Source organism: Mucilaginibacter sp. 14171R-50 (assembly GCF_010093045.1).
In the GTDB taxonomy this organism is placed as follows: domain Bacteria; phylum Bacteroidota; class Bacteroidia; order Sphingobacteriales; family Sphingobacteriaceae; genus Mucilaginibacter.
Genome location: NZ_CP048115.1, coordinates 2,250,183 through 2,276,180, shown reverse-complemented (window position 1 = coordinate 2,276,180; position 25,998 = coordinate 2,250,183). Strand labels below are relative to the sequence as shown.

At 43.0% G+C, this 25,998-nt stretch carries 24 protein-coding genes; 18 read left to right on the top strand and 6 right to left on the bottom strand.

Annotation, left to right across the window (positions count from 1 at the left end):
- Positions 1 to 101: 101 nt before the first annotated feature.
- The 4 genes from dptF to GWR56_RS10460 all read left to right on the top strand — a co-directional run bounded on the left by dptF (position 102) and on the right by GWR56_RS10460 (position 10,362).
- Positions 102 to 1,856 (top strand): DNA phosphorothioation-dependent restriction protein DptF, encoded by a 1,755-nt coding sequence (gene dptF, locus GWR56_RS10475; RefSeq protein ID WP_162431194.1) that lies wholly within the window; start codon positions 102 to 104, stop codon positions 1,854 to 1,856.
- A complete protein-coding gene (gene dptG, locus GWR56_RS10470) occupies positions 1,853 to 3,334 on the top strand; it encodes a DNA phosphorothioation-dependent restriction protein DptG (RefSeq protein ID WP_162431193.1) in 1,482 nt (493 codons plus the stop codon). Before dptF ends, dptG begins: the two co-directional genes overlap by 4 nt.
- The gene (locus GWR56_RS10465; protein ID WP_162431192.1) at positions 3,306 to 8,498 is read left to right on the top strand and encodes a helicase HerA domain-containing protein; all 5,193 of its coding nucleotides are present in this window, start codon (positions 3,306 to 3,308) and stop codon (positions 8,496 to 8,498) included. The genes dptG and GWR56_RS10465 overlap by 29 nt, the downstream gene beginning before the upstream one ends.
- A gap of 673 nt (positions 8,499 to 9,171) precedes the next feature.
- Complete coding sequence (locus GWR56_RS10460; protein ID WP_162431191.1) at positions 9,172 to 10,362, top strand: DGQHR domain-containing protein; 1,191 nt, start codon at positions 9,172 to 9,174, stop codon at positions 10,360 to 10,362.
- A 263-nt stretch (positions 10,363 to 10,625) separates the two neighbouring features.
- On the opposite strand, the gene GWR56_RS10455 is transcribed toward GWR56_RS10460, so the two are convergent.
- Complete coding sequence (locus GWR56_RS10455) at positions 10,626 to 11,066, bottom strand: hypothetical protein (RefSeq protein WP_162431190.1); 441 nt, start codon at positions 11,064 to 11,066, stop codon at positions 10,626 to 10,628.
- A gap of 190 nt (positions 11,067 to 11,256) precedes the next feature.
- Positions 11,257 to 11,964, bottom strand: coding sequence for a GNAT family protein (locus tag GWR56_RS10450; RefSeq protein WP_162431189.1), 708 nt, complete (start codon positions 11,962 to 11,964; stop codon positions 11,257 to 11,259).
- A gap of 397 nt (positions 11,965 to 12,361) precedes the next feature.
- Between GWR56_RS10450 and GWR56_RS10445 the strand changes: the two genes are divergently transcribed.
- The 12 genes from GWR56_RS10445 to GWR56_RS10390 all read left to right on the top strand — a co-directional run bounded on the left by GWR56_RS10445 (position 12,362) and on the right by GWR56_RS10390 (position 19,152).
- Positions 12,362 to 12,757 carry a single-stranded DNA-binding protein gene (locus GWR56_RS10445; RefSeq protein ID WP_162431188.1) on the top strand — a complete coding sequence of 132 codons (396 nt, stop codon included), beginning with the start codon at positions 12,362 to 12,364 and terminating at the stop codon, positions 12,755 to 12,757.
- A gap of 48 nt (positions 12,758 to 12,805) precedes the next feature.
- Entirely contained in the window at positions 12,806 to 13,834 is a 1,029-nt protein-coding gene (locus GWR56_RS10440) for a DUF932 domain-containing protein (RefSeq protein ID WP_162431187.1), read from the top strand.
- 46 nt (positions 13,835 to 13,880) lie between these two features.
- Positions 13,881 to 14,225 (top strand): penicillin-binding protein, encoded by a 345-nt coding sequence (locus GWR56_RS10435; protein WP_162431186.1) that lies wholly within the window; start codon positions 13,881 to 13,883, stop codon positions 14,223 to 14,225.
- Between the two features lie 4 nt (positions 14,226 to 14,229).
- A complete protein-coding gene (locus tag GWR56_RS10430) occupies positions 14,230 to 14,904 on the top strand; it encodes a hypothetical protein (protein WP_162431185.1) in 675 nt (224 codons plus the stop codon).
- 5 nt (positions 14,905 to 14,909) lie between these two features.
- On the top strand, positions 14,910 to 15,476 hold the full coding sequence (locus tag GWR56_RS10425; RefSeq protein ID WP_162431184.1) for a PRTRC system protein E: 567 nt from the start codon (positions 14,910 to 14,912) through the stop codon (positions 15,474 to 15,476).
- Between the two features lie 17 nt (positions 15,477 to 15,493).
- A complete protein-coding gene (locus tag GWR56_RS10420) occupies positions 15,494 to 15,709 on the top strand; it encodes a PRTRC system protein C (RefSeq protein WP_133234665.1) in 216 nt (71 codons plus the stop codon).
- Position 15,710: 1 nt separating this feature from the next.
- Complete coding sequence (locus tag GWR56_RS10415) at positions 15,711 to 15,887, top strand: hypothetical protein (RefSeq protein ID WP_162431183.1); 177 nt, start codon at positions 15,711 to 15,713, stop codon at positions 15,885 to 15,887.
- Between the two features lie 11 nt (positions 15,888 to 15,898).
- The gene (locus tag GWR56_RS10410; protein WP_162431182.1) at positions 15,899 to 16,855 is read left to right on the top strand and encodes a hypothetical protein; all 957 of its coding nucleotides are present in this window, start codon (positions 15,899 to 15,901) and stop codon (positions 16,853 to 16,855) included.
- Positions 16,852 to 17,568, top strand: coding sequence for a PRTRC system protein B (locus GWR56_RS10405; protein ID WP_162431181.1), 717 nt, complete (start codon positions 16,852 to 16,854; stop codon positions 17,566 to 17,568). The genes GWR56_RS10410 and GWR56_RS10405 overlap by 4 nt, the downstream gene beginning before the upstream one ends.
- On the top strand, positions 17,565 to 18,368 hold the full coding sequence (locus GWR56_RS10400) for a PRTRC system ThiF family protein (protein ID WP_162431180.1): 804 nt from the start codon (positions 17,565 to 17,567) through the stop codon (positions 18,366 to 18,368). Before GWR56_RS10405 ends, GWR56_RS10400 begins: the two co-directional genes overlap by 4 nt.
- A gap of 11 nt (positions 18,369 to 18,379) precedes the next feature.
- Entirely contained in the window at positions 18,380 to 18,562 is a 183-nt protein-coding gene (locus GWR56_RS10395) for a hypothetical protein (RefSeq protein ID WP_162431179.1), read from the top strand.
- 143 nt (positions 18,563 to 18,705) lie between these two features.
- Positions 18,706 to 19,152 carry a hypothetical protein gene (locus tag GWR56_RS10390; protein WP_162431178.1) on the top strand — a complete coding sequence of 149 codons (447 nt, stop codon included), beginning with the start codon at positions 18,706 to 18,708 and terminating at the stop codon, positions 19,150 to 19,152.
- A gap of 305 nt (positions 19,153 to 19,457) precedes the next feature.
- Here GWR56_RS10390 and GWR56_RS10385 read toward each other — a convergent pair whose 3' ends face one another.
- Complete coding sequence (locus tag GWR56_RS10385; RefSeq protein ID WP_162431177.1) at positions 19,458 to 20,207, bottom strand: hypothetical protein; 750 nt, start codon at positions 20,205 to 20,207, stop codon at positions 19,458 to 19,460.
- A gap of 64 nt (positions 20,208 to 20,271) precedes the next feature.
- Here GWR56_RS10385 and GWR56_RS10380 point away from each other — a divergent pair, with 64 nt between their 5' ends.
- Positions 20,272 to 20,541, top strand: coding sequence for a hypothetical protein (locus GWR56_RS10380; protein WP_162431176.1), 270 nt, complete (start codon positions 20,272 to 20,274; stop codon positions 20,539 to 20,541).
- Here GWR56_RS10380 and GWR56_RS10375 read toward each other — a convergent pair whose 3' ends face one another.
- The 3 genes from GWR56_RS10375 to GWR56_RS10365 all read right to left on the bottom strand — a co-directional run bounded on the left by GWR56_RS10375 (position 20,542) and on the right by GWR56_RS10365 (position 25,372).
- Positions 20,542 to 22,494: a DUF262 domain-containing protein gene (locus tag GWR56_RS10375; protein ID WP_162431175.1), complete on the bottom strand. Its 1,953-nt coding sequence runs from the start codon at positions 22,492 to 22,494 to the stop codon at positions 20,542 to 20,544.
- Positions 22,487 to 23,917: a DUF262 domain-containing protein gene (locus tag GWR56_RS10370; protein ID WP_162431174.1), complete on the bottom strand. Its 1,431-nt coding sequence runs from the start codon at positions 23,915 to 23,917 to the stop codon at positions 22,487 to 22,489. The genes GWR56_RS10375 and GWR56_RS10370 overlap by 8 nt, the downstream gene beginning before the upstream one ends.
- Before the next feature lie 273 nt (positions 23,918 to 24,190).
- Positions 24,191 to 25,372, bottom strand: coding sequence for a hypothetical protein (locus GWR56_RS10365; RefSeq protein ID WP_162431173.1), 1,182 nt, complete (start codon positions 25,370 to 25,372; stop codon positions 24,191 to 24,193).
- 233 nt (positions 25,373 to 25,605) lie between these two features.
- Here GWR56_RS10365 and GWR56_RS10360 point away from each other — a divergent pair, with 233 nt between their 5' ends.
- On the top strand, positions 25,606 to 25,968 hold the full coding sequence (locus GWR56_RS10360; RefSeq protein ID WP_370463823.1) for a LytR/AlgR family response regulator transcription factor: 363 nt from the start codon (positions 25,606 to 25,608) through the stop codon (positions 25,966 to 25,968).
- Positions 25,969 to 25,998: the final 30 nt, after the last annotated feature.

Genomic DNA, 25,998 nt, shown 5'->3' with positions numbered 1-25,998 from the left:
CTGCAATTCTTTAGTCTGAAAAATTAACGCTAATTTTTCGCCTGAAAAAATTGTAACCTAATAAAAAGAACAGTATCACACCGGTGCTATAATTAACCGATATGCAGACACATCAACTGATCGCTCAATTGGGTAAGCTTAAGGAATCTGCCAAGGAGGCGATTGCCAACGCGAATACGCCCATTGACGACGAATTAAAAAATTACCTGCATATCAGCCGTCCGGTCGAACGGGTGCTCACGGAACTGGTGACCCGCGCAAGCGAGTCCCCGCAACCATCTCTGCTGCTGGTTTGCGGCAATGTGGGTGATGGTAAATCCCACTTGCTTGCCAGGCTCAAGGGAACAGAATCGCTTCAGCTTTACTTCTCCAAATTCCAAATCCATAACGATGCGACTGAGAGCTACAGCCCGGATGAAACCTGTAATGATACATTGACAAGGGTATTGCAGCCATTCAGTGACGAATTGCTGGGATCGGAAATGAAAAAAGTGATCCTGGCGATCAACCTCGGAACACTGAGTAATTTCCTGGAGGAAAAAAAAGACAGCTTCAGCAAGCTGAAAGCATTTGTAGAACGCAACCGCATCATTGAGGCAGATGGTTTCGAGCCAGGCGACGACTCCGGGAAGGATCCCGTATTTAATTTTGTCAATTTTACCAACTATCATTTTTATAGTTTGAGCCCTGTTGGCCCCCAAGTGGACCTTATCGAGGAATTGCTGGGACGAATCGTTCATGAGTCTCGCCATAACCCTATATTCCAGGCCTATCAATGGGTTAACACACAACCCTGGGCCGGCCAATGCCCGGTAAAGGCGAACTATGAATTTTTAATGCATGCCCCGTTCCGAAAAGTGATCGCATCGCTCTTGGTGTCCTGTCTGGTGAAGGAAAAACAGATCATCTCATTCCGGCAGGTTTTGAATTTTATCTACGATTTGTTGGTGCCTTTTCAGCTGGCACAGACAGATCTAAAGAAATACCTGAACCTAACGCAAGCGTTAAGCACTGAAGAAAGGGTTCAGTTCCTCACGCCTTTTTACCTTTTTGAGAACCCTAAGCTTTCCAAGATATTCTTCAATCTTTACCAGTTGGACCCGGCGATCAGGCGTTATGAAGCGCTGGATGAGCGCTCGATATTATTATTCACGGATGCCGAACCCTTAAGCTGGCTCAATCAGGAATTCCGCCAGATATTGACGAGGCCGCTTGACCTTAAGCCCAATGAACGGATCCGTCATGAGCTGCTGATCAAAGCTTACCTGCGTTTTAATTATTTCAAAAATCCCGCTGCGGAAATTTACCAGGACGATCATTTCCTGGAATATACCAAAGCCCTGTTTGCGTTCAACAATAACGACGCACTCGGGTTGCGTAATATCATAGACCTGGTCAAAAAAGCCGCCTATAGCTGGAACGGCGGCACCTCGGAAAAAAACAAGGCGATTGTACCCGGTACCGTAAAAAACACGTCCTACCGGGTATTTAAACAACTTAACCTAAAAGCCATCCTGCCAAAACGAGAGGATAAAAGGGACTTGGCGGTAGTCAACGAGTTCAACCAGGAAGTTACCCTTAAATTCTCGCTGCCCGGTAACCAGGAATTTCCTATCACGGTCGATTATGCCTTATACGTACTGCTTCAAAACGTCAATGCAGGCTACCGGCCCAATAAGCTGGACCGCCATACCTATATCAATTTTGCGAGGTTTGTCGAACAGGTTACCTTCGCAGACATCCAGGGGCAAACGCTCTATATCGATGAGATCAATTTTGGTTTTCCGCTGGATTACAAATTTGAGTTCAATGACGAATACCAGGAATTTACCTTTTCCAAATTACACAGGGCATGAGCTTCGACGTAGAAACGGCTTTAAAATACTATGTGACCAAGTCCAACAAGGGCTATGAGTTTAAGCATAACAAGGCGACCCGGCTCCCCATCGTGCCCTTTATTACCAAACTAGAGGCGAAGGACATCGAAAAACTCGATTTTCGGTCCTTTGACGGCTACATCGGCCATTGCTACCGCCAGATGATCCAAAAGGAGTTGCCCCCAGACCTGGAAGACACCAATTTCAAGCCCGGGTTAAAAGCCGCAATCCTGAAATTTATAAGGAACGAGGTCAATACAAGTGACGACCTCCGCCAAAAATTCCTGCATATCGCCGAAACATTATTTTTTAATGGGCCCGAGCTCATCAAGTTCAGCGTGGATGCCCAGGCTTACCTATACTGGAAACGAAAAGATTCGGGGCTTGAGAACATTGCGGATTTTCTCTGCAAGATCTTCATTAACGAACGGGTGGCTGAACTCTGGCAGGACAAAAAGGGTTTCCCGGAAAATATTTTCCAGCAATTGCTCAACCAGGCCTTGCCCAGGCTCAAAGAAAAAGTGGTCAAACAACGTAGATCGGATGATCCCAAAGACCCGGAATACCATGTGATCAACCCGCAGGTCACTGCGCTGTTTCAGCGTGACTTTGAATTTTTAAGTAAGGACAAACAAAGCTTTCTGGGAGAAAGCGACCTGCTCTTTAAATTTTATTACTTTTTTTATATCAGCCAGCTAGCCTTTACGCTGAATACTTTTTTTGACGTTGGTACAGGTTTTACCCCTTTGTACTTCACTATTGAAAGTGAGACTGTCTCTGAAAACCGCCAGACGATCAAAAAGGGCTGGAAAATGCTGGAGCCTAGGCTCATTAACCTGATGTCGCATTCGGTTAACCTGGATATGCTCAATCGCCTGCCTTTGCCCGAACTGACGGGCGGGTATGACTATGCCCAGTTAAAGGACCTATTCAGCGGCTGTGATGAAGAGGCGGCAGCGGAGCTGGCAGGCTATATCGAGGAATTGAACGCCTTTTACACCAGCGTGGTACCGGTCGAGAAATCTACCTGGGATGAGTTCCAGGCAGATTTCGAACGTAAAACCAAATATCGACAGTTTGCCAACGAACCGGAAAGGAAAGTAGTAGAATTGTTCCACCGGATCGAGTTCCAGTTCGATTATTCCAGCCGGAAATCTAAGCGGCAGTCATTCGCCAACTGGTTCCTGTTCTTTTGTAAGGAGAACTTCCTGAAGAACCGGGGGCGTAACGGCTATTCCCTGACCCTTTCCCATGAAATGCTGATCTTCCTGACCAAGCTCTGTATTGGCGAACAACCCAAAATACGGCTGAACGACCTGATGCGGGCATTTAAGGACCGGGGAATTCATTTTGACGAAGCCAGCAAACGGGCCATTTTGGAGATCTATGAAAAAATTAACCTGATAGAGAAAAAAAGCGATAGCGGAGATGCACAATACATTAGACAAGTTCTATAATTACCTGGCGGAAATTTTGTTCCGTTATTTTATTACGACCAATCCGCTTCAACCAGGGGACCGCTACTTTGTGCATTTTGAAAACGAAGATGATGTAACCCTTTGTTTCCGTCAGCTCGTAGATTATCAGTCGGCACTGGCAGAGGATTTCAGTTACCGCTATGATGAGGACACGCAGTTATACCAAACCAAAACTATCCAGTTTGGCCACATCAAACTGATCCTGGCTTCCCATAAGGATGCCACCGAGAATTTCCTGACGATGCTCCGCAACCAGGTGGCCCTGCAAGAGGGACCTTTCGAAAATACGGCGATCCTTATTCTGTTCAGCGGGCAGTTGGACAGCCTGATCGGCGGTAGCGGCGATCTTACCAAATCCGGTATGCCGCTCAGTTTTGACAGCTTTAATGCCGATATCCAGGAAAAGATCAGCCATAACTTTGCTACGAAAACCGATAAACGTACCATTTTAGAACTGGCGCTTAAAAACAAGATCAACGAGTTCCCTTTAGGCGAACTGAGCATCTTTGATTTTAATCATATCATAGCCATTGTCCAAAACCAGCGCTTTGAAAAAGAAGATTTTCAGTTGCTGGGCTTATTCCCGCACCAGGAACTGGAAACAATTATGGATGTTAACCGCATCCGGGAAAAGCTGGACCAAAACCACGGGGTTTTTGAAACGATCGAGTATGCCGTTAATTATGGGAACGTCCAAAGTGACCTGGACAGGTTGCTAACTACCACGGGCATCACGGAAATTGAGCGCGGCCTTGCCGACGAATCCTGGAAACTGATCGACTATGCCGATCTCGTACGGATGATCATTAAGCCGGATAAAGAAAAACCGGTCGATTACAAAGGCGCTGAACAGAATCTTCTGAGCGCCAACCTAGCCGTATGGGAACGAAAGGACAGCAACAACAGGCGCCTGTTTCACGTCATCATCTTTAATTCCGCCCGTACTTATCCCTTTACCCAAAATTTTGAGTTCAGCGCTACCTTAAGGGGTACGCTGAACCCGACAAAGGTCAACAGGTCATTAGCAAACGTGGAAAGGATCGGCAAACAACTGCAACTCACCGTAAATAGCCCGGCATATAATAGCGACACTTTATTTTTTGAATACGCCGACCAAAAGGTTCCCAGCGCGAAATTCAGATTCCGGGTTTGGGTGATCGACGGCACAGCCGATTTCCTGGAGGAGTTCAAGGCAAATTACAGTGTCAGTCTGGAAGGCCAACTTGTACTGGACACGGAAAACACTGTTCGTTTGAATACCGCCTTTCAGGAAAAGGATGAATTCGAACTGGTTCCCGAATCCCCCTATACGATCAACGAAGAAAGAGCCCTTATCCTTCAGATAAGGAATGATGATGAGGAGGTTTTTCCATTCCGATTGATCAAAGATAGCCAGGACCTGGACGTATTGGTCAAGCAACAGATTGGCGCTTCCAAGCCTGCTAAAGGCTGGGACATCTGGCAAAACAAACGGATAGGGCGTAAAAGCTATCAACACGTTTACATACCGGAAACCGATACGCTGAAGCTGGTATTCGGCAATGAAGAATTTGGTGCAAGGGATGAATTCCGGCAAAATATCCTGCTGGAAATTCAAATGATGGCTGATCCCTCTCCGGCCTGGTTTCAATCAGAAACGGGGCTGTTGACTGGCCGAACGCTCCGGCTTTCCAAACGATTGACCGATGCCTATCAAAAATATGTGGACCATATTAATTCCGGGGGTTACCTGCCAAGCCTGTTTTACCATACTGAAGAGGCTTGCCAAATCGCTCGTGACTACATTCAGGCATTTTTAGTAGAGGTTGGTGAAATAGGCGATAACCAGATCCTCAGTGAAGAAGCCAAAGCTGATCTGCTAATGATAGGAACGGTCACCGAAACCGATAAGGATCAGATAGTGAAGGTTAGCCCGCTTCATCCGTTGATGGTGGCCTACCAGCTGGAGATCTATAGCCAGGTAAAGGACAACAAGCTATATGAGGCGATGCTACGGAAACTGACGCCCCTTAATCTCCTTCCATATATTTTTTGGAACAATGGTCACGGCAGTCAAAATCGGCAGCTTTATGCTAGTAAAGAGAACAGCCACTCCCCGGAATGGCTCTATTATAGCAATGATCTGCATTTTAAACGATTTGCCGGACGGGACTTTATACGTGGCCTTGTGAGTGAAAAAATACACGAATTCGTCACCAACTTTTCATTCCTGTTTGCCTACGACCTGCGCGCGCCAATCAAAATAAATGTTTTCAATATGGGCGATTGTCTACAGGTGCTACAGGGAATATTTGATTATTACAAGGAAAGGGTACTTGGGGGTGTCGCGATGCACGACCTTCGGCCAATCGAGTTATTCCTGCATGGGTCGGATCATTATGTGACCACATTCGAACGGATGTCGCACCTGATTGAGCAGGAGGATATCGAGCGCTCATTCGACCTGATGACCAATACCAAACGGATCGATTTTGAGGACTTAATTAACGCGTTCCGCAGTAAGGTGCATTATTACGCCATCGAGCCTAATTTAAGTAACCAATATGCCCATTTGACTTTTTACCAGTTCGATAACCAGCATACCAGTATCACTTACCGGGATCACGCCCAGATTCCGTCTGGCTTGTCGATGAACGGCCTTTTATCAGACCTCCCTTCCTACTATCATGATCTTACTTATGTTACCGGCTTCGGGACGAATTATATCCTGGGGGATAACGAACTGATCCAAACAGCCAAGGCTTACAACAGCCTGGCTAAAGTGTCGTTTTCAAAGGACCCCTTTGAAGAAGAAAAGGTCATTTGTACAACGATCAACAATGGCATTAAAGCGAATTTAAACCAGCTTTACGACCATTCCCAATGGGTTGTATTTGTAGACCCACATTTTGACCTGAGCTTTTTTAAAGATGAAACGGACCTGATCATTATCCATTACAGTGACCAATACAGCAACGCAAGCGGATTTGACGCGATTACGGTCAGCAGAAAATCAACACAATACCGGCATTTGCTGGAAACTATCCTGACTGCGCAGGGTGTAAACTACAGCAATATTGATATTTTTCAACTGATCAATTTATACAATGCGATCAACGGCCAGTGGCTGATCAAAATGATCGGCAAAAAGGATGAAAAGACCCGCAAGGAAAAAATAAGCATTCCGGCTGCCATGAAGCTGTTCCTGGCTTATTACGACCATCCGGAAGTAACCTGGGTGCCCGTATCTCTCGAAGAGATCCTGCGGATATCCGGCGGTGCTGGTCTGAGCAAATCGGAAGGACTTTTCTCAACGGCCAACTTAGGCGCGAAAAATGAGCATTCCGACGACCTCTTGATGATCGGCCTGTACGAAAAAGACGGCCGCCTGCATATTCAGTTCTACCCGGTCGAAGTGAAGATCGGCATTAATAATTCGACTGTACTTGACAAGGCCCGCAACCAGGCATTAAAAACATATAATCTGATCTACGAGCATCTAACTTCAGATGTTAGGTCTTTTGAAGCGGCATTTTACCGCAGTTTCTTCGCCAAACTCGCTATCATGAACGCAAGCAAAATGGAACTCTACGAAGTCTGGCCGGAAAAAAACTGGGCCAAGGTAACCGGGGATTACCGCAGCAGGTTATTGAACGATGATTTCATCATCACGACTGAACTTTCCAGCGTCATTAACAAATATGCGGTGATCGCCTTTACACAATCGGCCCTGATCCGTTCTTACCAGCCGGAAGACGAAGGTATCCTGGTGACCCATTTTGAAGAGGATGCCTATCAATATCTCGTTCAGAGTATCCCGCAGCTTAATAGCTGGCTGTTCGATATGCCTAATTCGATAAAAAAGGAAGAATTATTCATCAAAAAAACACCCGCGCTAAGTGACCTGCCGGTTGAAATAGAAAACGTCGTTCCGCTTACAGACGTTCCCTTGCTGGAAGTGCTGTCTATTCCTGAAATATTAGTGGCAGAACCGATAGCTGAAGAGGAGGCTGAAACATCTGAAAAGGTTCCCATTCGGATCTATTTCGGCAACGATATCAATAACGGACAACCGATATACTGGTTCCCTACAGATACCACCCAGGTCATGCACAGCAATACCGGGATCATTGGAACAATGGGTACAGGTAAGACACAGTTCACCAAATCTTTGGTCACTCAACTGCATAGGGAAAGTAAGAATAATGTCGGTGGTAAGCCAATTGGTATCCTGATATTTGATTACAAAGGGGATTATATAAACGACGCATTTGTCAATGCAACAGGTGCGAAAGTTTATACACTTTACGACCTGCCTTATAATCCCTTGTCTGTAGATGTAACGCCACGCTCTGTTCCTTTGCTGCCCTTGCATATCGCATCGACCTTACAGGAGACGATATCGCTGGCTTTCAACCTGGGCAACAAGCAAAAGGCCCTTTTGAAAGAGATGATTATGTTGGCTTACGAAGACAAAGGCATCATCAAGAATCAAAAGGAAACCTGGTCGAGGCCTGCACCTACGATAGCGGATGTTTATGAAAAGTACCTGGAAGATGAGAGGATGACCACGGACAGCCTGCACGCTGCGCTCAACCAGCTTTACGAATACCAGATATTTCAACCGGAAGGCTCGAAAACAAAATCCTTATATGAACTGATTGATGGTGTAACTGTAATCAATTTATCCGGTTATAGCGGTGATATTCAAAATTTGGTCGTGGCGATCACACTCGACGCATTTTATTCCCAGATGCAGAAAAATGGCCATAGCCAGATCGATCAAAATTTCCGCCAGCTAACGAAAATGATCCTGGTGGATGAAGCGGATAATTTCCTGAGCAAAAATTTTATGTCCATCCGGAAAATTTTGAAGGAAGGCAGGGAGTTCGGCGTAGGCACTTTATTGTCCACCCAGTTCCTGAACCATTTTTCGACCGGAGACAACGAGTACGCCCAATACATTCTAACCTGGATTGTGCACCGGGTGAATGACATTAAAATAAAAGACGTTGAGGCATTGTTCCCTGTCTTTGACAAGGATCAAAAGGATCAGCTGCTCCAGATGATCAAGAAATTGGAAAAACACCATAGTGCTGTTAATTTGGCCGGATCAAAACCTATCTTTATTGAAGATTATCCTTTTTGGAAGCTAATCAATTAATAGCGTTAATAACATTAAGATCATAAGACTTAATATCAAATACAAGTATATTTACAATGAACCTTTATCAATGATTTCATGAACAAGACTATGCTTTTTATAAGGAAGATTTGGTTTGGCCTGTTCAATTTTCCTTTTCTATATTCCATATCCGAATTTAATGTGTTGTTTTGGCTTTCCAGCCATCATAGGAAAAAGACGGTACAATGGTTTTTAATCTCCGTTTTGCTAAATCTTGTGCCATTCCTGGTGTCCATTTTGATTGCCTATTTAACTGATCCTGATAACTTACTTTGTTTCATTAACAATGGTTCGCTTCCTATTATAGCTTTCGGGATCGTAGCAACAAATTTGGTTTATTTAATTGAAAATATTTCAACTGAACGGGAAACGTATTCCAATTTAAAAAACTCCACTTTGATCTTTTCGGTTATATTGATCTTTCCAGCTGCAATTTTATATGTGTTTCAGTCGAATCTGCTCGAACACTTTACGCCGGTGCATTTAAAAATATCACTTTGGGTTAGCATTTTCATTTTCATCATGTCGGTGGTAATGGGAAAAAAAATGTTCTTGTTACAGAATAAACTGGTTTCACTTTTTGAGGAAAGATTCAAAGATCAAATGGATAAATTACAAGTAGTTCCAAACAATTCAGATATAAAATTCTAAGATGATAACAATTAAATGTCAAAAAGTTAGTCAAACAGGATTTGAATTTCTGGTTGGTACTATTAAAGCTCAACATCTTATACCCTTATCGACTGTGACTCATCGCGCCATCATTGGTTTTGATGAAGAGGGAATGCCATTGTACAACAAACAAATTCAGCGGAAACCATCTTCGGCCAGAGTCAAAAGTATCAGGGACTATTTGATCAACGATAAATTTGCGACTTTCCCGAATAATATACTGATCTCGGTACCATCTATTTTGTTAGGGAACGAAATCACAGAAAATGGTAACTGCGGGAATTATGACCTGGTAATTGATGAGTCAAAAATTGATATTTCCGATAAAGATAAACCGCTTTATCTACAGATTTTTGATGGACAGCACAGATTTGCAGGCATTATGGAAGCTATCAGCGAATGCAAGGCGACCGGAGATTTGGATAAGCTGGAACAATTAGAGAATTTTGAATTTATCGTGTCGTTTTTTATTGATGCGGAAATCGACCTGCAAGCCATGTTATTTTCCATTATTAACAGAACCCCGGTAAAAGTTACCCAGGATTTGGTGTTCGATCTATTTGGCTTAAGCGATTCTGACTCACCACAGAAAACGGCACTGGCAATTTCACTAGAATTAAATGGAAGCAATAACAGCCCGTTTTACAAAAGAATTCGGTTAATAGCCAAACGGGAAAAAGGTATAAAAAGCCCACTTTCCCAAGGCATGTTTGTCAAAACAATTACTACATTGATATCGCCAACAATAAATGATGCCGAAGTGGAGCGATTTAAGTCGAGAGATAAATTTAAAGAAAGGGATTATGATGCGACCATTTTTAGATCAGCTTATGCAAACGGAAAGGATTATATTATTTATAAAACAATAGAGAACTTTTTCAATGCAGTGAGAGATGTATTCGTCGATGTTAATGGAAATAGCTATTGGGATTTAGATACCACTCCGGACAATGCTTTTCATCGCACAATAGGCTTTCTTGCGTTGATAAAGACCTTGGTACCGATTTATAAAGAAGGAATGAAAAGGAAAGATTTATCCAGAGAATTTTTTCGACAATACCTGTCAAACGCTGCTGGCATTAAACTTTTAAATGAAAACGGCGAATCAAATTATGAATACAGCAGCGTTGGCGTAAATAAACTTAAAGATGATATTTTGAACCTTATTTAAATTCGTTTGTCCGTCGATGTCATTATAAATATTAAAAGCAATTTAATATTAGCAAGTGAGTAATAAAAAAGGAATCCAAACAGGCTCCTTTTTTGCTCTTGTCTACTTGCAGATTTGGCCCCTTGCTTAGTATCAGGGGAAATTACAGGGTCGATTCTTTCAAAAATATTTCGACTTGCCCGAGAAACGACCGATTGATCGTGTTCTGTACTGCACTGTACACTAACGGTGCTGCGACTAGGCCAGGCACCACGAATTTCGATTTAAAATTCGTCAATTGTTTTTTGATCATCATCAGGAAACTCCACATACTTGGACAGGTCTTTGACCATGTTCCTGGCAAAAACGGCACCTTCGGCATTGCTTTTCATTACGTCGTCATCACCTAAGTCAGCGTTCTCTCCGTAAATCGCTTTCTTTAAATCTCTTCTGTGGTTCAATTCGTCCATCTTTCCCCTTAGTTTTTCCACCATCGAAAAATCCGGCTTGCCATTTTTTAAAAGATCAGCAAAATCTTTATAGGGCGCAAGATTAACTTTAATTACTTTTTGCATCACTTCTCCCCAATGAAGCACTTCCCGCACTGAAAATTCTTTATTGTTTCTCGACTGCATTTCCATAACCATTGCCAGGAACATTTCCGGCGTACCATTCCAGCCAGGCTTAAATTTTAATAGTTTCAGAAAGAATGAAAATAACCCCATCTCCTTTTTATTTGCAGTAGTACAATCTTCTTAATCATAAATATACGGATTACCTGTATTGTTTGCCAGTTAACAACTTTGCCTTAATAAATCAATTATGGCATCCCCTTCGGGCCGGGCTATTCGCTGTATCTGCTTCGCAGGATGCCGCTGCTATCCCATGATGCGTACTAAAAGCTTCATCTTTTTATTATTTTGGTTTTTTGCGTTTCATTTGTTGCTCAAAATCGTAAACGGCATCATCCAGCTTTAAGCTTCGGTACAACTGTAATTTTTCTATATAGCGATCCATTTCACGGGTTAGCTTAGATTCACCCAGTTTCATTTCTACTTCAGATTTGATCTGCCAGAGATTGCCTATCACGACATTCATTTTCTCCCTTTGCTTTACCATCTTTTCATAACTAATACCCGGATGGCTTTCTTTAAGCAGTACTTTCCTGTACTTGAATAGTTTTTGGCTGCATTCAATTTTCGATGCCATTTCTCCCACCAGCGTAAAACCGGCCTTGTTCGCCGTTTTTAATGACGCTTCAAAATTCTCTTCACCAATATCATCCATGTTAATTGTTATATGCTGCTCTTTCCTGATCCTGGCCAGGTGAGGCAAAATTACCTGTGTTAACGCATTGGTTAAAAAACCCTTTTTTCGCGCAATTGGATCAATATACCAATGGAGGTCCCTATTCATATCGAGCACTGCTCCAATACATTTTCCTTTTCCGTTCTTAATAAAATAGAACCTGTAGGGCGATACATCGCCAAGTTTATTGAAGTCTATATCTTCCCACACTACGCCATATTCGACATTTTCCCCGATGGAATGTGCTGCTATAAACGTTTGGGGGGTTTTCCGATTAAAGTGATTAATGATCACCTGTATTGTTTTGTCTGTCATACCCTCATATTATGTTCCGGTTCTGAATTACCTGAACAAAGCGATGAAGATAACCAATACTTATTCTGGTAAAAACCTGCTGATCAATATTTGTTGAGGCTTTTATCGCCTACGGCTCCAATGGCATTTTTTTATTTAATCAATTATTATTTTAAACGAAACGGGTAAAAAGCGCAGCTAAAATCAAGCCCGGATATGTCGTTGGATTTGCAAAAGACTACGGCATAAACGGCTGCCTCCCCAGAGGGTCCCCTCCAATTATTCCGTTTCCTTTTGCTCGTTGTCGGGCTTTACGATTTGCTTTCTTTTTTCCCTTTTTCTTTTAAAAATAATCAATCAGGGCAAGGCGGCGAAAGGAAAAACAAACAAATAATTATTCATTAAAAAATAAAAAATCATGCTATTCACAGGAAGATTAACCGCAAACGCAGAAGTTAAAGCGGTAAAAGGGGACAAACAGGTAATCAATTTTACCGTAGCCATTAACCAAAAATGGAAAAACAAAGCGGGCGAAAAAAAGGAAAAAACCACATTCGTTGACTGCGCTTACTGGCGCAACTCCGGCATTGCGGAATACCTCACCAAAGGGGCAGTTGTTGAAATTTCGGGATGGATGGAAGCACAGGGCTACCAAAGCAAAAAGGACGGCATACGTGCAAGGCTGATTTGCACTTGCGACACCATCAAACTTTTTTCATTGGTCGCAAAAGCAACCGACCCTACCGACAGCGCAGAGAAAAGAGCCGTAACCGCAGGAGCAGGCGCAAAGGACGAAGACGACCTGCCATTCTAAACAATCACCAACCAGTAACAATTTTAAAAAAACTTAAAAATTACCATCATGGCACATAATATCAATTTCAACGAACAAACAGGACAGCATAGTTTTTTCAGCGTAAAGCAAAAAGCATGGCACGGATTAGGGCAAATTGTAGAAGATTACCCCACCAGTAAGGAAGCATTAGCTTTTGCAGGGCTTGATTTTAACGTAGTAAAAATGCCGAATATCCACCGCTTGCAGGACGGCACAGAAACCATTTCAAAAAGTTCATTTTTCACCTATCGTACAGATAATGGCGCAATATTAGGTGATAAAGTAGGCACCGATTATAACATTGTTCAGAATGCAGATGCATTCGGTTTTTTTGATGCCATCGTAGGCGGGGACGGGATGCAGTACGAAACCGCAGGTGCTTTAGGTAACGGTGAAAAGATTTTTATCACCGCAAAACTGCCCGGCTATATTAAAGTAGGTCACGATGATTATATCGAAAAATACCTTTTCCTGACCACTTCACACGATGGTTCGGGCAGTATCACCGCAGCATTTACCCCTATTAGAATTGTCTGCCAAAATACACTAAGCGCTGCACTCCGTAACAGCTCCAATACAATTAAAATACGACATACCGCCAACGCAGAGGACAGGCTGAAAGAAGCCCACAAGGTTATGGGCATATCCGACAAAATGGCCGATGAACTGGACGGCATATTTAACCAGTGGACAAAGGTGCGCATTACGGATAAGGACGTAATGAAACTCATCCAACAGGCAATGGCACCAAGCAGGGAAGTATTAAAGAGCCTGAAAACTGGCGAGGAACTTTCAACCGTGTTTAAGAACATCTGCGACAATGCTTTTATGTACGCAATGGCGAGCCCGACCCAACAAACCGAAACCACCAAAGGCACTTTGTTCGGAGCGTTCAATGCTATTACCGGCTACTTCCAAAATGTAAAGGAATACAAGGACGATGAAGCTAAAGTAAAATCCATAATAGGCGGTACTGGACAACTGCGCACACAGGCTGCATTTGATTTATGCCTCGGCTATGCCAAGAACGGAGAAGAAGCTTTAACCCTCAATTAATAACCATTCGGGGGGAGCAATCCCCCCATAAAAAAATCGAAAGAATATGACACGCTCAAATCTTTATATCACCCTTACCAATGGCGAAGCCATTATTTGTGTTGCCGACAGCAGTAGCGCACCTGAACAGGGCTACATCGTAGAATCTCTATTGCTTCCGCTTTTATCTCTTAGCAATACAGAAGCTGAACTGGCTTTGTTAGGTGAGCATTGCGCTATGAATGAACTGCGGACAAACGCCACCTATCGTTATGAGATTAACCTCCAAACGAAAGGCGTAGCCTTTTTTGAAGAGCGGTATTTCTATAAAACCGACATCTTCCGTAAGGGTGAAAACCTTACCCAAAGGTACACCGACTATCTTTTAACCATCGAAAACAAACCGCTTTGAACCTATGAAAACGATAACGTTAAAACTGTACAATTTCAGCGAACTGGACAAAACTGGCAAGGAAAAGGCACTAACCACCTACCGGGATTTAAATGTCAATTTTGACTGGTGGGACGATGAATTTGAGGATTTTATTAAACTGTGTTCCTATATGGGTATAGCCGTCATCAAAGATAAAATCAAATTCAGTGGCTTTTATTCACAGGGGGACGGTAGCGGTTTCTCGGCTAAAGTGGACATACTTAAACTGATTACTGGCATAGAAAATCAAACATGGAAAGACTATGCCCCTATGCAGGAATTTCCATTTACTGCGCCCGACATTGACCGCAGGGTGTTACCACTATTGGCAAAAGACATTTTGCCCAACGAACCACAGATCGTTAGCAGGCACAGGCAATATGGAGTAGCGGTGGATTTAGGGGCTTATGTCATTAATGAGAACGGCAGGGAACACGACAACGTTTTTGAGGAACTGGATAAACTCGAAGAATGGCTGCGCAAAATAGCCGAAATACTCAACCGCCACCTCTATACCTCCCTCGAAAAACAATACGAATTTCTATGCAGTGATACCGCCGTTAAGGAGAGCATTTTAAATAATGAATACCTCTTTACCGCTGACGGCAGGTCAGCAAACCACTTGGTTGAATTGAATAAACGTACACCTAAAAATTAAACATCATGACCACAAACTTTTTTCAAAATATCATCGCCTTAAATATTCCCGGCCATTGGAATCTCAGTATTACCACCGATGAACAAGGCAAGGTTAAAATCATCGGCATGTATAACATTCCTAAGAACGGAACACAGGCATCCAAAGTTGTACCGCCCTTTGTGATGGGTGGTACTGCCGAAGAAATAGACAACCAATTTTTTGAAACCATCGAAAAGCCTGTACAGGAAACGGCAGGGTTTTTCAATAACATGGAAGATTACCGCAAGGGCTTGGAAAAAGCAAAGGCCGTTGCCAGTGCAAAAACAGCTACTACCACAGCTAAACCCACAACGGCGACCGTTACCAAAACCCCCGACCAAGAAATGCCCGACCCAAAAGCCGAGAAGAAAAAGGCCTATGATACCGCCCTCAAAACCATCAATTATTTGCAAGCAGATTGCAAATACGAGGAAGCCATAGCCCTGATACCTGCAATAGAGGAATACCCCGACAAGGAAAAGGAATTGAAAAACCTGCGGGGCGACCTCAACCGCAAAAAAGAACAAATGGCACAATTCAGATTATTATAACCTTAAACGATACGACCATGTACAGCGAATTATTACCGAGGGTATTTATCCACAAGGAAAACGGACAGGAAATCAGGCTGACCGACCCCGACAGCAACCTCAGCCCCGAAGAAGTATGCGACAGCTATTCTGCGCTTTACGCCATACTGGCTACTGCCAAAATCGTCGGGCCGGAATTTAAGAACGACACCGCAGAATACCAGTTTGTAACCACATTAGGCACAAAAGGATAGTATGAAACCATTAACACAGGCGGGCTTTATCAGCCTGCCTAAATCAAAAAGACAATGCAAACTCTATCAGCAATTAGGAACATTCGCCCAAAGCCTCAATCAGCTACCCGATGCACAGGCCCTACTAAAGGACAGAGCCAAATCAGCCCCGGTACACCAAGTACCGATGGTTTTTTAAACCACAGCTTTATGCCAGTATGCGAACCCGCCAAGCGATTGCCCGAGCAATCGAAAACCGAAAATGGCTTTTTTCAGTCGGCAATACATTTGGCCGAACTGCATAATCTGACATTATCAGATGTGAGCGGGTACGCCTATCCCTATAACATCTTGCTTGCACATCGTGAAATACGAACCAAGCTGAACAGGCAGCCCTACGAAACGGAACTGCTGATTACCGAGACAGGCAAAGATAGACAGGTGGCATTAGCTACCGAACAGGTTTACGAGGTAGGTAACCAACTGTATTACATTCCTGTCATTCCCCTTTACCGCTTTTTGCGGAAGAGAGAGAACAGGCGGTGCAGTGCGTTATTGCTTGCCGTGATGAGTTACCTGTACAGGGAAGCGGGTGTGCCGTACTACCGTGATGAGGGTTGGTTCATGTACGATGAATATGATATGAACAAGGAATGCTTTTTAGAATGCCTCCGTGAAAATCCGGACGACTACGAGGAAGATATTTCCGACACCCTGAGAAACGATATATGCGGGGACATCATGCAACGCAAGCTGTATAACCCTTATCATCTACAGCATTTGGGAGAAAACATCGCAAGGTTTAAACCTGCAAATCCCTTTGAGGAAGAATGCCAACTGATAGCCCAAGACACATTATCGCTATTCCATGATTTTCCCAAATGCTCCATTTTTCAAAATATCGCACCGCCTGATGAATATGATGATAACGACGATATACCCACCCCCGAAACCTATATCGCTTTTATCGGCGATGGCAAGGGATGGGTTTATGAAAACATCGAGCGTTCGGTAAATGACTATTTGGGGAACTATTCCCAAATGGCGTTACCATGCCGCACACAGGTATTTGACGGTACGGATAACGAAGTAAAGAACCTTGAATTTGAATACCGCCTTTTTGAAATAATTGAAAACCTCTGCAATATTTTATTTGACCTGCCATGAGAACGAACATCACCCAACAATTCGGGCATCTATACGAGCCTGTAAAAGCCCTGCTGATTTACAGCAATAACGAAAAGAAAAACATCTACCTGGAAGCCTATGATATGGACAGGAACGGCAAGCCCATTAATGCGCATCCCTTAACCGTTCAGGAAAGCATATCCTTAGCTAAAGCACTTGACACCTCGGAAGATTTACAGACAGGGTTTTTAGACCCCGTTGGTCTGATGCCACAAAATATATTGTACATCAACAGGGGGCGAAACGCCTATGCTGTTTGGCACACCCCCGCCAAAAAAGTACGGTTGCTGTTTAAAGAGGGCTTGGACATACCCAACGGGGAGGGCTATATACCGCCTATGATTTGGAAAGCGACCCGAAACACGCTTGCGGTTTATGCGCTGAACACGGATGAGGCTGTAGACTTAGCCACCCCGCTTTGCAAAGCCCCTTACTTTAATATTTATCCCGATGGCAAGGTCTGCCTCGGCACGGTAACCATACAAATCCCTAAAGATTGCGGACTGGAAGAATTTATGCGCCAGTGGGAAATCTATTTTTTTAACAGCTTTTTCAGCCACACGCTCGGAGGTGAAAGCCCCGTGAAAGGCAACATCGTTCAGCTTTGGAAAAAGTTGGTGAACACCGATGCGCCGTTTCCGACCGACAAATTAACACCCATCAAATTAACCCTTAAAAATCTCATCAAATGAAAAATTTACCCGCCATACATTTTACCGCTAATTGCCTGATTGACCCGACCAACCCCGTAACCGTTAACCTGATCGGTGCAGGAGGTACAGGCCACAGGATATTGACTGAACTCGTCAGGATACACATTTCTTTACAGGCGTTCGGTCGCCCCGGTCTGCAGGTGAACGTATTTGACGATGATATTATCACGGAAGCCAACAGGGGACGGCAAATGTTCGCCCCCTCGGAAATCGGGCATTTCAAATCCGTTATTCTGATAAACCGTATCAACCTGTCCAGTGGCACGAACTGGAAAGCAATACCCGAACGGTTCGGCACAAAAACATTACACTTGTTACCCTCATTAGGAAAGGCTAATATTTACATTACCTGTGTAGATACGGTGAGCGCACGTTTTGACATTGCCAACGCTTTACGGAAAGTAGGCAATCAAAGCCGTAACGACCGTGCGCAACCATTTTACTGGATGGATTTAGGCAACAGCCGTTATACAGGGCAATTACTGTTAGCCACGCTGACCGAAATTAAACAGCCCGACTCGGAACGTTTCCGCACCGTTGCCAACCTGCCTAAAATCACCGATGAATTTAAACAGCTTTTGGAAGAAGTGGACGACCACGATGAGCCAAGCTGTTCACAGGCCGAAGCCTTAAAGAAACAGGATTTGTTTGTCAACACTGCTTTGGCCGTCAACGGCGGGGAGTTACTGTGGCAGTTGCTATCCGATGGCATGATCGAATACCGTGGCGTATTCCTGAACATCAAGAAATTCAAGACCACACCATTAAAAGTTGCCTAAAAACTTCGCTTATGAAAATCATTGATTTAAAAGGTAAGGAAATTGCCGTAACCGATTTGGAACTGGCCATAATGCAGGCTGACGATTACCGCCATTACCGCCATACCGACCCCTCATTCAAAAAACTGGATGAGGGGTTGCAGGGCTATTGGGATGATGTTTACCAAAAATTACTCAGGCTGAAAGATGAATAAATCGCGCGCCGTCCTGCCACTTGCTCCTTTTATCCGCAACAGGCAGTCCGGCGTGTTGGGTCGCCTGACTTTCCATAAAGCAAAGCGGGACTTCGCCCACGATTGCTTTACCGAAACACAGGCATATTTCAAATATTACTGCTATGATTAAAATAAAAGAAGGTTATGTGATGACAGCCAGTGAAAAGGCTGAATATGACCGTATGAATGCACTGCCCCGCAAAACTTCCGGCAGGGTGGATTATTACTATAAGCCGCAAACCAAATACCCGCCACGCATCTACGTGTTTATGCATGCCGAGTTATGGCGTGACAGAAACCGCAGGCCGATGGGTTTGCATACGGCATTCCCCTTTCTTTCCCGCACGATGAACCGGGAGGAAATCGAATACCACCATTTTAACCGGCGTTTGTGCTATCACCAATACGAGGATTGGGATAAGCTGCTCTATGCAGAACAGCGGGAAGCCGATGAATTGGATAAGGAGAACCCCGGCACTGGTGCGGCATTCTTAAACAAGTTATTGAGTTTTCGCCAGCATTATTCGCTCGGGTCAGCTACTTTGCCTCGACCCATCCCAAAGCCTTAACTGTGAGAAAGCGCTGAAAGTATATATTTCAGGGAACTGTCTTTATTAGCAAAGTTGGTGACTGCAAAAGAAATTGTCGGGCTGATGGAAAGCGAACAAAAGGGATTGAAGCGCCCTGTTATTCTTTTATTATTAATATCGAAGGAATGACCTACGAGGAACTTGCCAAAAGTACCAGGAGATGGTTAGTTAGGCAAAATGCCGGTCGGCCCCGGCTCAGCCGGGGCCAAGCGCCGCAGGTCTATTTTCCGTTAGGGACTTTTTAAACCTGCGGCGCTCCTGTTTATGACAGTTTTTTTAAGGTTTTATGAATCCTGTATTTTGGAATATACGATATGGTCGTGGTCAAATCCGGGCAGATGATCGCTGAGTGCTCTTTTCAACAGGTTCAGAAACCAAGGGGTTGAAAATGGAGAAATATAGATCAGGTCGATCAGCTCTTTTACATCCACCTTTACTTCGGCACCGACAGTCCATTTTGCGTGTCTTCTATCGTTATCCGGCACAAACTGGTGAAGTACGATAGCCCTGTATTCATTCTCATAAGTATAAGGCTGCCTTTTGTTTGTCGAGATCGTAAACTGATTTACATCATTTTTGGGTACGGCCCCGTATTTCACGCGGCCGGAGTAAAATTCAAAATCTTTATTGTTGTCCAGTTGTTCTTTTAATTTCCCAACCGTGGTTCTGATGGCAACACCCTCGGTATAACCGCGCAGGTATATTTTCCACATGGCGTAATTTTCATCTTCTGCAATATTCCATGAATTGGATAAAGTCCATGCCTTATAAAGTCTGATATTTTCTGCCTCGTTATTAGTCCATGTTTTGGCCTCCTCGTCCGAAGCATAAGGGTCAATATTCTTTCGGAACTCGAAATATTCATTCACAGTTTCATCGAATAACTGGCCTTCAAGTACATCAGTATATTTATCCAGGCGTTTAAAAAACAACGATTGATTGACGAGCAAAGAATAGAAGGATACGAAATCCATATACCGGAAAATGGTCGTGCTGGCATCTTCTACCGGTAAACTTGAATGGTCCTTATGCATATTTTATAGATTTATAGCTAAATTTGATTCAGCGGGGTTTCTTACCACTAAAGCTAAAACATTTATGGACGATAAGAAAATTCATTTAACCGGCAGGATCGATCAGATTGTCCGGGACTATTTTTTAGCGCATCCTGAAGTGAAATCTGATTTGGCGAAAAACTTTATGCCCCTGTTTATTGAAAAGGGAATTTTTAGTAAAGATGTCAGGGCAGGCAAACCGATCCGCGATCTTTTAAGGGAACTCGATGCGGAAAATCAACTGGAGCTTTTACACCATTGCGCTGTGGTAAGGAATGAAATAAACCGGAGCTGGTATTTTGAACAGCTTTGATCAGGTATATTTTTCGACATAATCTTTCATCACCTGCTGCATCTTTAAATTGTGTGCGTTGCAAAGATCATCGGACCATTCATCGCTGGCATAGATAAGGTCAAGTTTTAGCGAGTCCAGGCGGTTATCCTTCTTGTTATTTAAGAACTTGCGCTGTTTGACATTATACTCGTTATGACCGTATTCCGAGTTGATATTCCGGGTAACTAAGGCTAAATTCCCGAAAGTGTTAAGACAGGCCTTGCTTACGGTATTGAAATCCTGGCGTTTTTGGCTTTGCGGTGAAACATGCTCAATTGAATTTTTCGAGATCATTTTGAAATTTCGCCAGTCGGGATGAAGTTGTCGCTCCATAAACCATAACACGTATTCCAACTTATAGAACCAATAATGCCAAAAACCCGTACCGTCAGACTTTTTGAGAGCTTCCAGATTAATAGCCTCCGGGGCGACCTTGACTTCTTTGCCGAGGTATTTCCAGCTCCTTTTCATTAATTCGTCAGGGTCTTTGGTACAAAACATCGCATTATCCAGCTTTTGCAGGTAGATCAGGAGTTCGTCCCTGTTTTCTGTGGATAGCATTTTATAAAGAAATGGGGTCAGCCAGTGCAATGTTGTTTTTTGCTGCGAATGATAAAGCATACTTTGCAGCAAGGTAAACGCATCACTGCCTGAGGGTTTCTCCCTGCGAAAGTAAAAGGTTTGGCTATAGGCCTTTTTTCTTTGCTTTTGCAAGGGTTTGATCAGGTGTGTTTCCGTATTCGGCGATGTGGTTACCCATTTGATCACATGCTTATCAAAGCGTACCCTGATCTTAAAAAGCAGTTCAATAAAAGCCAGCGCTTCTTTTTCCGTCAGATCCTTTAGGAAGGCGGCGAAACTAACCAACAGGTCTTTTTCTGTAATTTGGGGAATATCTTTTTTGCCCGATCTGAACAGATAGATTCGGAGCGTGTGCTGCAACAATTGCGGAAAGGTCAGGATGCTCCTTACATTCTCATATTCATCATCTTTGGTTTCCGGATGTTCCTCTAATTCCCTCGGTGTTTTAAACTCGTTATTTTTGGGAGGCCTGGATTCGATGATCGCAGATAACGTCATTGGGGAAGCAACTGTATCCTTGCCATCCATTATTCTAAGGAGCCCGGCAAAGTCAAATTGGCCATTATGTAGGTTATAAAATTCGACAACACTGCGGCTGGCTTCATAATACAGATTCCTTTCAATATAGTCGGTCATATCCGCGCAGGCGTTCCAGATCTTACCGTACCGAATCCTTACCTTTTTATCGCTTGTGATTTTTGAGAGGATAAATGACTTTAAGATCTCATGATGCTGTAACTGTAGTCCACGGTTATTAATGACCTCGAATAACTTATTCAGATTCGTTTTCACCGGCACCGTGCTAATGATCACTTTGACCTGGTACCTGATATAGTTTCGGAATTTTTCAAGCCGTTCGGGTTGATCTTTAAATTCTGTGGCGACGAAGCCCCTGATCAGGTTTTTGGCATAGATGATCTTAGTCAGGCTGCCGGCTTCCAGTTGCCCGTTCAGCTTTCCTTTAAATTCTTTGTTTTTTCGGATCGCATCAAAATAACGGGTAACATCTTCCCTGATGGAAAAGGTCAGACGGGATTTTTCCTCAACCTCTAAAAAACCCGATAACTCCATTCCGAGCGTAAGGCAGAGCAGCCATAAGGTTGTAAAACGTTGCTGCCCGTCGATCAGGTCAAAGTGCGGGAGCGTATCAGATGTCCTCACGATGAGCACACCCCCCAAATAAAACAAAGGCCTTTCGGTAAAACAGGCGTGCTGGATATCTTCCAGTAATGTTGTTACCTGGTCATTGGTCCAGACGTATAAGCGTTGGTACCTTGGAATATTATAGATGGTGTCCGTTGCTATAATATCGTTTATCGAGAAAATCCCTGATGCAACACTATTACTCATCTAACCATTGTTTACGGTATTTAAAATCCTTTTTTGTTTTTTCAAAATAATTGACAACCCGTCCCCTGTACCTGGTTTGTACGCCCTCCTTTGGCAATTCCTGTTCCTTTTTATAAATGCGCTGGTAAATATCTTCAAGCTTTGGTAATTCCTTTAAAAACCGGGTGACTTCTTCCGGAGCATACGCATAGGCTATGATATCCAGCAAATTGTAATCAGGTTCTGTAAAGCATTTTTGCGCGGATTCCTTTTTGACCAGGGATTTGCCGATCCTGATGCTTCCCAATAAATAATCTAGATGGTAGGCGAATTTCAATAGCTGATTTTCCTCGAATACGTCATAATACATGATGATAGCCAGCTTGAAAAGATGCCTCAAATAAACGGACATGTCATCGCTATAAACTTCATTGTAAAAATGAAGGACTTCTGCGAGTTCCCCTGATTTTAATTCCTTGTTTCCAAAAATGCGCTCGTGGATGGCCACATATTTTTCAGTGTAATGAAAGAAGTTGAGGCCTTTGTAAACCGGCTGCCTGAGATTGAATGGGAATTGCGCTGGTTCCGTTTTCTTTTCCCCGTTTAAGGCGGTAGTAAATTGACCATCTTCATTATAGGTCCGGTAGGTTGCCTGCCTGTTCTGGTTGTTTGAAAAGAGCGGGTAGGTCGTGTCCTGATCCGGCTTGATGGTATTCTTTTGAAACGCATCCAATACGGCATCCTTATTTTCAAAAGGTGTATTCTTACTTTTCCATGCCCTGGCCCTGAAAAGTATTTTATTAAACAGAAAATTCAGGAAATCGCCATCTTCCCACTTTACCGCCGCGCTTTCCCATTTAACAGCATTGGCCTCCTGCAATTTGGTCGAAGTGATCTCCCTTAAATGATAAGCCTTTAAAAAATCAGTTGCGCCTAATGAAACCCCACGGTTGTTTTGGGTATCAAAAAAGGCGAATGAATCATCCTGTGAATAAGTGATCACCTCCGTAAATTCAAGCTGGTTTAAAAAGTTTTTTTCAGCCAGGCGCTTCAGCAGAGGTTCTTCGCTTTTCGCGTACTCCGTAGTTTCCCGGATCGCTGCAAATGACATATGCGAATTATATACGATGTTCTCGTTTTCTGCAACTGATTTATGAATAATGTTTTTTAAGATCAGCAGCGTGGTAATGCGTTGCTGTCCGTCGATGATTTCGAAATTTTTATTTTTTTGGTCGTAATAAAAAAGCACAGTACCCATATAATAGGGTGATTGCGGTTCGGTATCGAGAAAATACTCTTTAAGGTCGTTTAATAATTCGGCAGTTTTTGATTTACCCCACTCGTATGGCCGCTGGTATTCCGGGATGATGACCGACTTTTTGCCTTTGAACAGCTGATTAAAAGAAACAACATCAACTTTTATTTCTGGGGCGTTAACAGGCATTTATAGGTTGGTTAAGACTTAGATCCGGTGAATTGCGATAACTCGCTGAATTTACATTTTAACTCCTTTATCTCCAATAAATATGGTTTTTAAATCTTACGATTTATGCTGGCGACAGGGGTTAGCCCTGGACGGTGGTCCCGATTGAAAAACAGGCTATTTACATGCGGGCTTTAGAAAAGGCAGCACAGAATAGGGCATTAAGCCTTTTGTACATTCATCGCGCATTGGGTTGAACTGGGTATGCAGGGTAAACCGGAATCACACCTTTAACTAATTGTAATTAGAGAGGTTATAGTTCGTATTGAGCCAGTTGATCATACCGATCAGATGTCCTTTTAGTTTTTGCGCAGTGGCAAATTCAACATCGGTGGATTTTTTTTGCAAACTATCCGGAGAAATATACAAAGTGTTTGGTGTGTAAAAATGACCGGCAAAAAACTTGAACAGCTCGCCAAGGTTTTCTTTTGCCAGGAATCCTTTTTCAATTTGCATTCTAATGAAAAGTCCAAACTGCGGAACTGGTAAATTGATCAGGAACCGCGTATTTGTTCTTGCGTTCTTAGTATCGCGTATAAATCTCCGTTGTAACTTAACCCTTTTTTTGGCAAAGGTATATTTACCATTTACAAATTCACCCAGTTCCATGAATAGACTTCTGTTCTTAGATGGCATGGTCAGTCCTTTTTCAGTCGTCAGGTTATAAAGCCTGTCTTTTTCTGCTAATAGCATTTCTCTTTGTTCGTGCAAGCCGGGAATGTTATCCAGGCGCTCTCTGAGCTTATGAAGGTAATAGAGGTAAAACGCTTGTATGTTAAAGTCGTGAATGATCAGCAGGTCGGCCAGTTTTTTATTGTCTAATTCAGAATCGTTTAACAACAGATCCATCAGGGATGCGATGTACCTGGTGTCTTCCCAGGTAATATCTCTTTTATAAATCAGCGCAGACAGGCCGGGTATCACAATATCCAATAGTTCTTTATCAATGGGCAAATCATTAAAATGATCAGAAAGTTTATAAAACTTTTCTTTTAAACGGGGTATCACCGCTCGTAGATTTGCCTGTGATATTTTTACGCTTGCTACCGGTCCCGGAAAGGATTCACCCAGCGACAACAGGAGCCCTTCCAATAGATGAAGTGAATAATAGTAATGTTCCTTGATACTCCGCGCCTGGGGATGATTTTTTAGTAAAGGTGGACTTTTAAACATGTAGGAATTGAGCATATTGCTTAAATTAACAAGCGCGGTAATTAAACTTTCGATGTGCTTTTCATCATATTCCTGAAAGCCCTGTTGCCAGTCTGTAACTGAAAGAAGTATGGCTGCTGCTTCTTTGTCCAGGAAATTTTTCCATTTATTAAATTCTGAGGTGGATAGATGCTTACCGATAAAATTTTTAGGGTCTATTGACTCTTGTACAAATAGCCGCAGTTGGATAGATATAAAGTTCATAAATGATGCTAAAAATTTGTTTTTGAAACAATAAAATTTACCATCAAAATTAAGTGGCCGGCGAAAAGCTATAAATACTTATATCAGGGGTTTACGGTAACTAAATAGGGGTAAATTTGATGACATACGGACAAATTCCGTCTTCAGGTCATGATTTTTGTCCAATTGCAATGGCATCATTTTATATTTCTTGAAAAAGGACTATTTTTATTAAAAGGAGTTAAGAAAGTAAAATGATAAGATGTATCGGGATCGATGATGAATATTCGTGCAATGATTTATTGAGAGAGTATTGTAGCCGGATACCGTTCGTCGAACTTGTGGCTACCTTTACCGATCCAATGTTGGCATTGCCGTTAATACAAAGCGGCGAATTGGATCTTGTCTTTCTTGATTTCTACATGAGCCCTATGAATGCGCCGGCTTTTCTTCCTCATATTCCTGCATCAGTTAAAGTTGTGATTACAACTTCCGAACTTTTAAGCAGGATAAAAGATTATCAATTGAATGTTGCAGAAATTATCGCCAAGCCCTATTCCTTTGAAAGGTTCCTGGCTCTTGTGACAGCATTCAATAAAAAACAAAAAAAACGCTGACCAATCTTGCTTTTGTTCACTGACTTAAAA

Excerpts from the sequence above, each read along its gene's own strand:
- GWR56_RS10430 (WP_162431185.1), top strand. The coding sequence starts at position 14,230 with ATGAAAACGATAACGTTAAAACTGTACAATTTCAGCGAACTGGACAAA.
- GWR56_RS10465 (WP_162431192.1), top strand. The coding sequence starts at position 3,306 with ATGCACAATACATTAGACAAGTTCTATAATTACCTGGCGGAAATTTTG.
- GWR56_RS10420 (WP_133234665.1), top strand. The coding sequence starts at position 15,494 with ATGTACAGCGAATTATTACCGAGGGTATTTATCCACAAGGAAAACGGA.
- GWR56_RS10360 (WP_370463823.1), top strand. The coding sequence starts at position 25,606 with ATGATAAGATGTATCGGGATCGATGATGAATATTCGTGCAATGATTTA.
- GWR56_RS10410 (WP_162431182.1), top strand. The coding sequence starts at position 15,899 with ATGCCAGTATGCGAACCCGCCAAGCGATTGCCCGAGCAATCGAAAACC.
- GWR56_RS10445 (WP_162431188.1), top strand. The coding sequence starts at position 12,362 with ATGCTATTCACAGGAAGATTAACCGCAAACGCAGAAGTTAAAGCGGTA.
- GWR56_RS10380 (WP_162431176.1), top strand. The coding sequence starts at position 20,272 with ATGGACGATAAGAAAATTCATTTAACCGGCAGGATCGATCAGATTGTC.
- dptF (WP_162431194.1), top strand. The coding sequence starts at position 102 with ATGCAGACACATCAACTGATCGCTCAATTGGGTAAGCTTAAGGAATCT.
- GWR56_RS10390 (WP_162431178.1), top strand. The coding sequence starts at position 18,706 with ATGATTAAAATAAAAGAAGGTTATGTGATGACAGCCAGTGAAAAGGCT.
- GWR56_RS10425 (WP_162431184.1), top strand. The coding sequence starts at position 14,910 with ATGACCACAAACTTTTTTCAAAATATCATCGCCTTAAATATTCCCGGC.
- GWR56_RS10450 (WP_162431189.1), bottom strand. The coding sequence starts at position 11,964 with ATGACAGACAAAACAATACAGGTGATCATTAATCACTTTAATCGGAAA.
- GWR56_RS10440 (WP_162431187.1), top strand. The coding sequence starts at position 12,806 with ATGGCACATAATATCAATTTCAACGAACAAACAGGACAGCATAGTTTT.
- GWR56_RS10395 (WP_162431179.1), top strand. The coding sequence starts at position 18,380 with ATGAAAATCATTGATTTAAAAGGTAAGGAAATTGCCGTAACCGATTTG.
- GWR56_RS10460 (WP_162431191.1), top strand. The coding sequence starts at position 9,172 with ATGATAACAATTAAATGTCAAAAAGTTAGTCAAACAGGATTTGAATTT.
- GWR56_RS10385 (WP_162431177.1), bottom strand. The coding sequence starts at position 20,207 with ATGCATAAGGACCATTCAAGTTTACCGGTAGAAGATGCCAGCACGACC.
- GWR56_RS10375 (WP_162431175.1), bottom strand. The coding sequence starts at position 22,494 with ATGAGTAATAGTGTTGCATCAGGGATTTTCTCGATAAACGATATTATA.
- GWR56_RS10415 (WP_162431183.1), top strand. The coding sequence starts at position 15,711 with ATGAAACCATTAACACAGGCGGGCTTTATCAGCCTGCCTAAATCAAAA.
- GWR56_RS10435 (WP_162431186.1), top strand. The coding sequence starts at position 13,881 with ATGACACGCTCAAATCTTTATATCACCCTTACCAATGGCGAAGCCATT.
- GWR56_RS10405 (WP_162431181.1), top strand. The coding sequence starts at position 16,852 with ATGAGAACGAACATCACCCAACAATTCGGGCATCTATACGAGCCTGTA.
- GWR56_RS10365 (WP_162431173.1), bottom strand. The coding sequence starts at position 25,372 with ATGAACTTTATATCTATCCAACTGCGGCTATTTGTACAAGAGTCAATA.
- GWR56_RS10370 (WP_162431174.1), bottom strand. The coding sequence starts at position 23,917 with ATGCCTGTTAACGCCCCAGAAATAAAAGTTGATGTTGTTTCTTTTAAT.
- dptG (WP_162431193.1), top strand. The coding sequence starts at position 1,853 with ATGAGCTTCGACGTAGAAACGGCTTTAAAATACTATGTGACCAAGTCC.
- GWR56_RS10400 (WP_162431180.1), top strand. The coding sequence starts at position 17,565 with ATGAAAAATTTACCCGCCATACATTTTACCGCTAATTGCCTGATTGAC.
- GWR56_RS10455 (WP_162431190.1), bottom strand. The coding sequence starts at position 11,066 with ATGGGGTTATTTTCATTCTTTCTGAAACTATTAAAATTTAAGCCTGGC.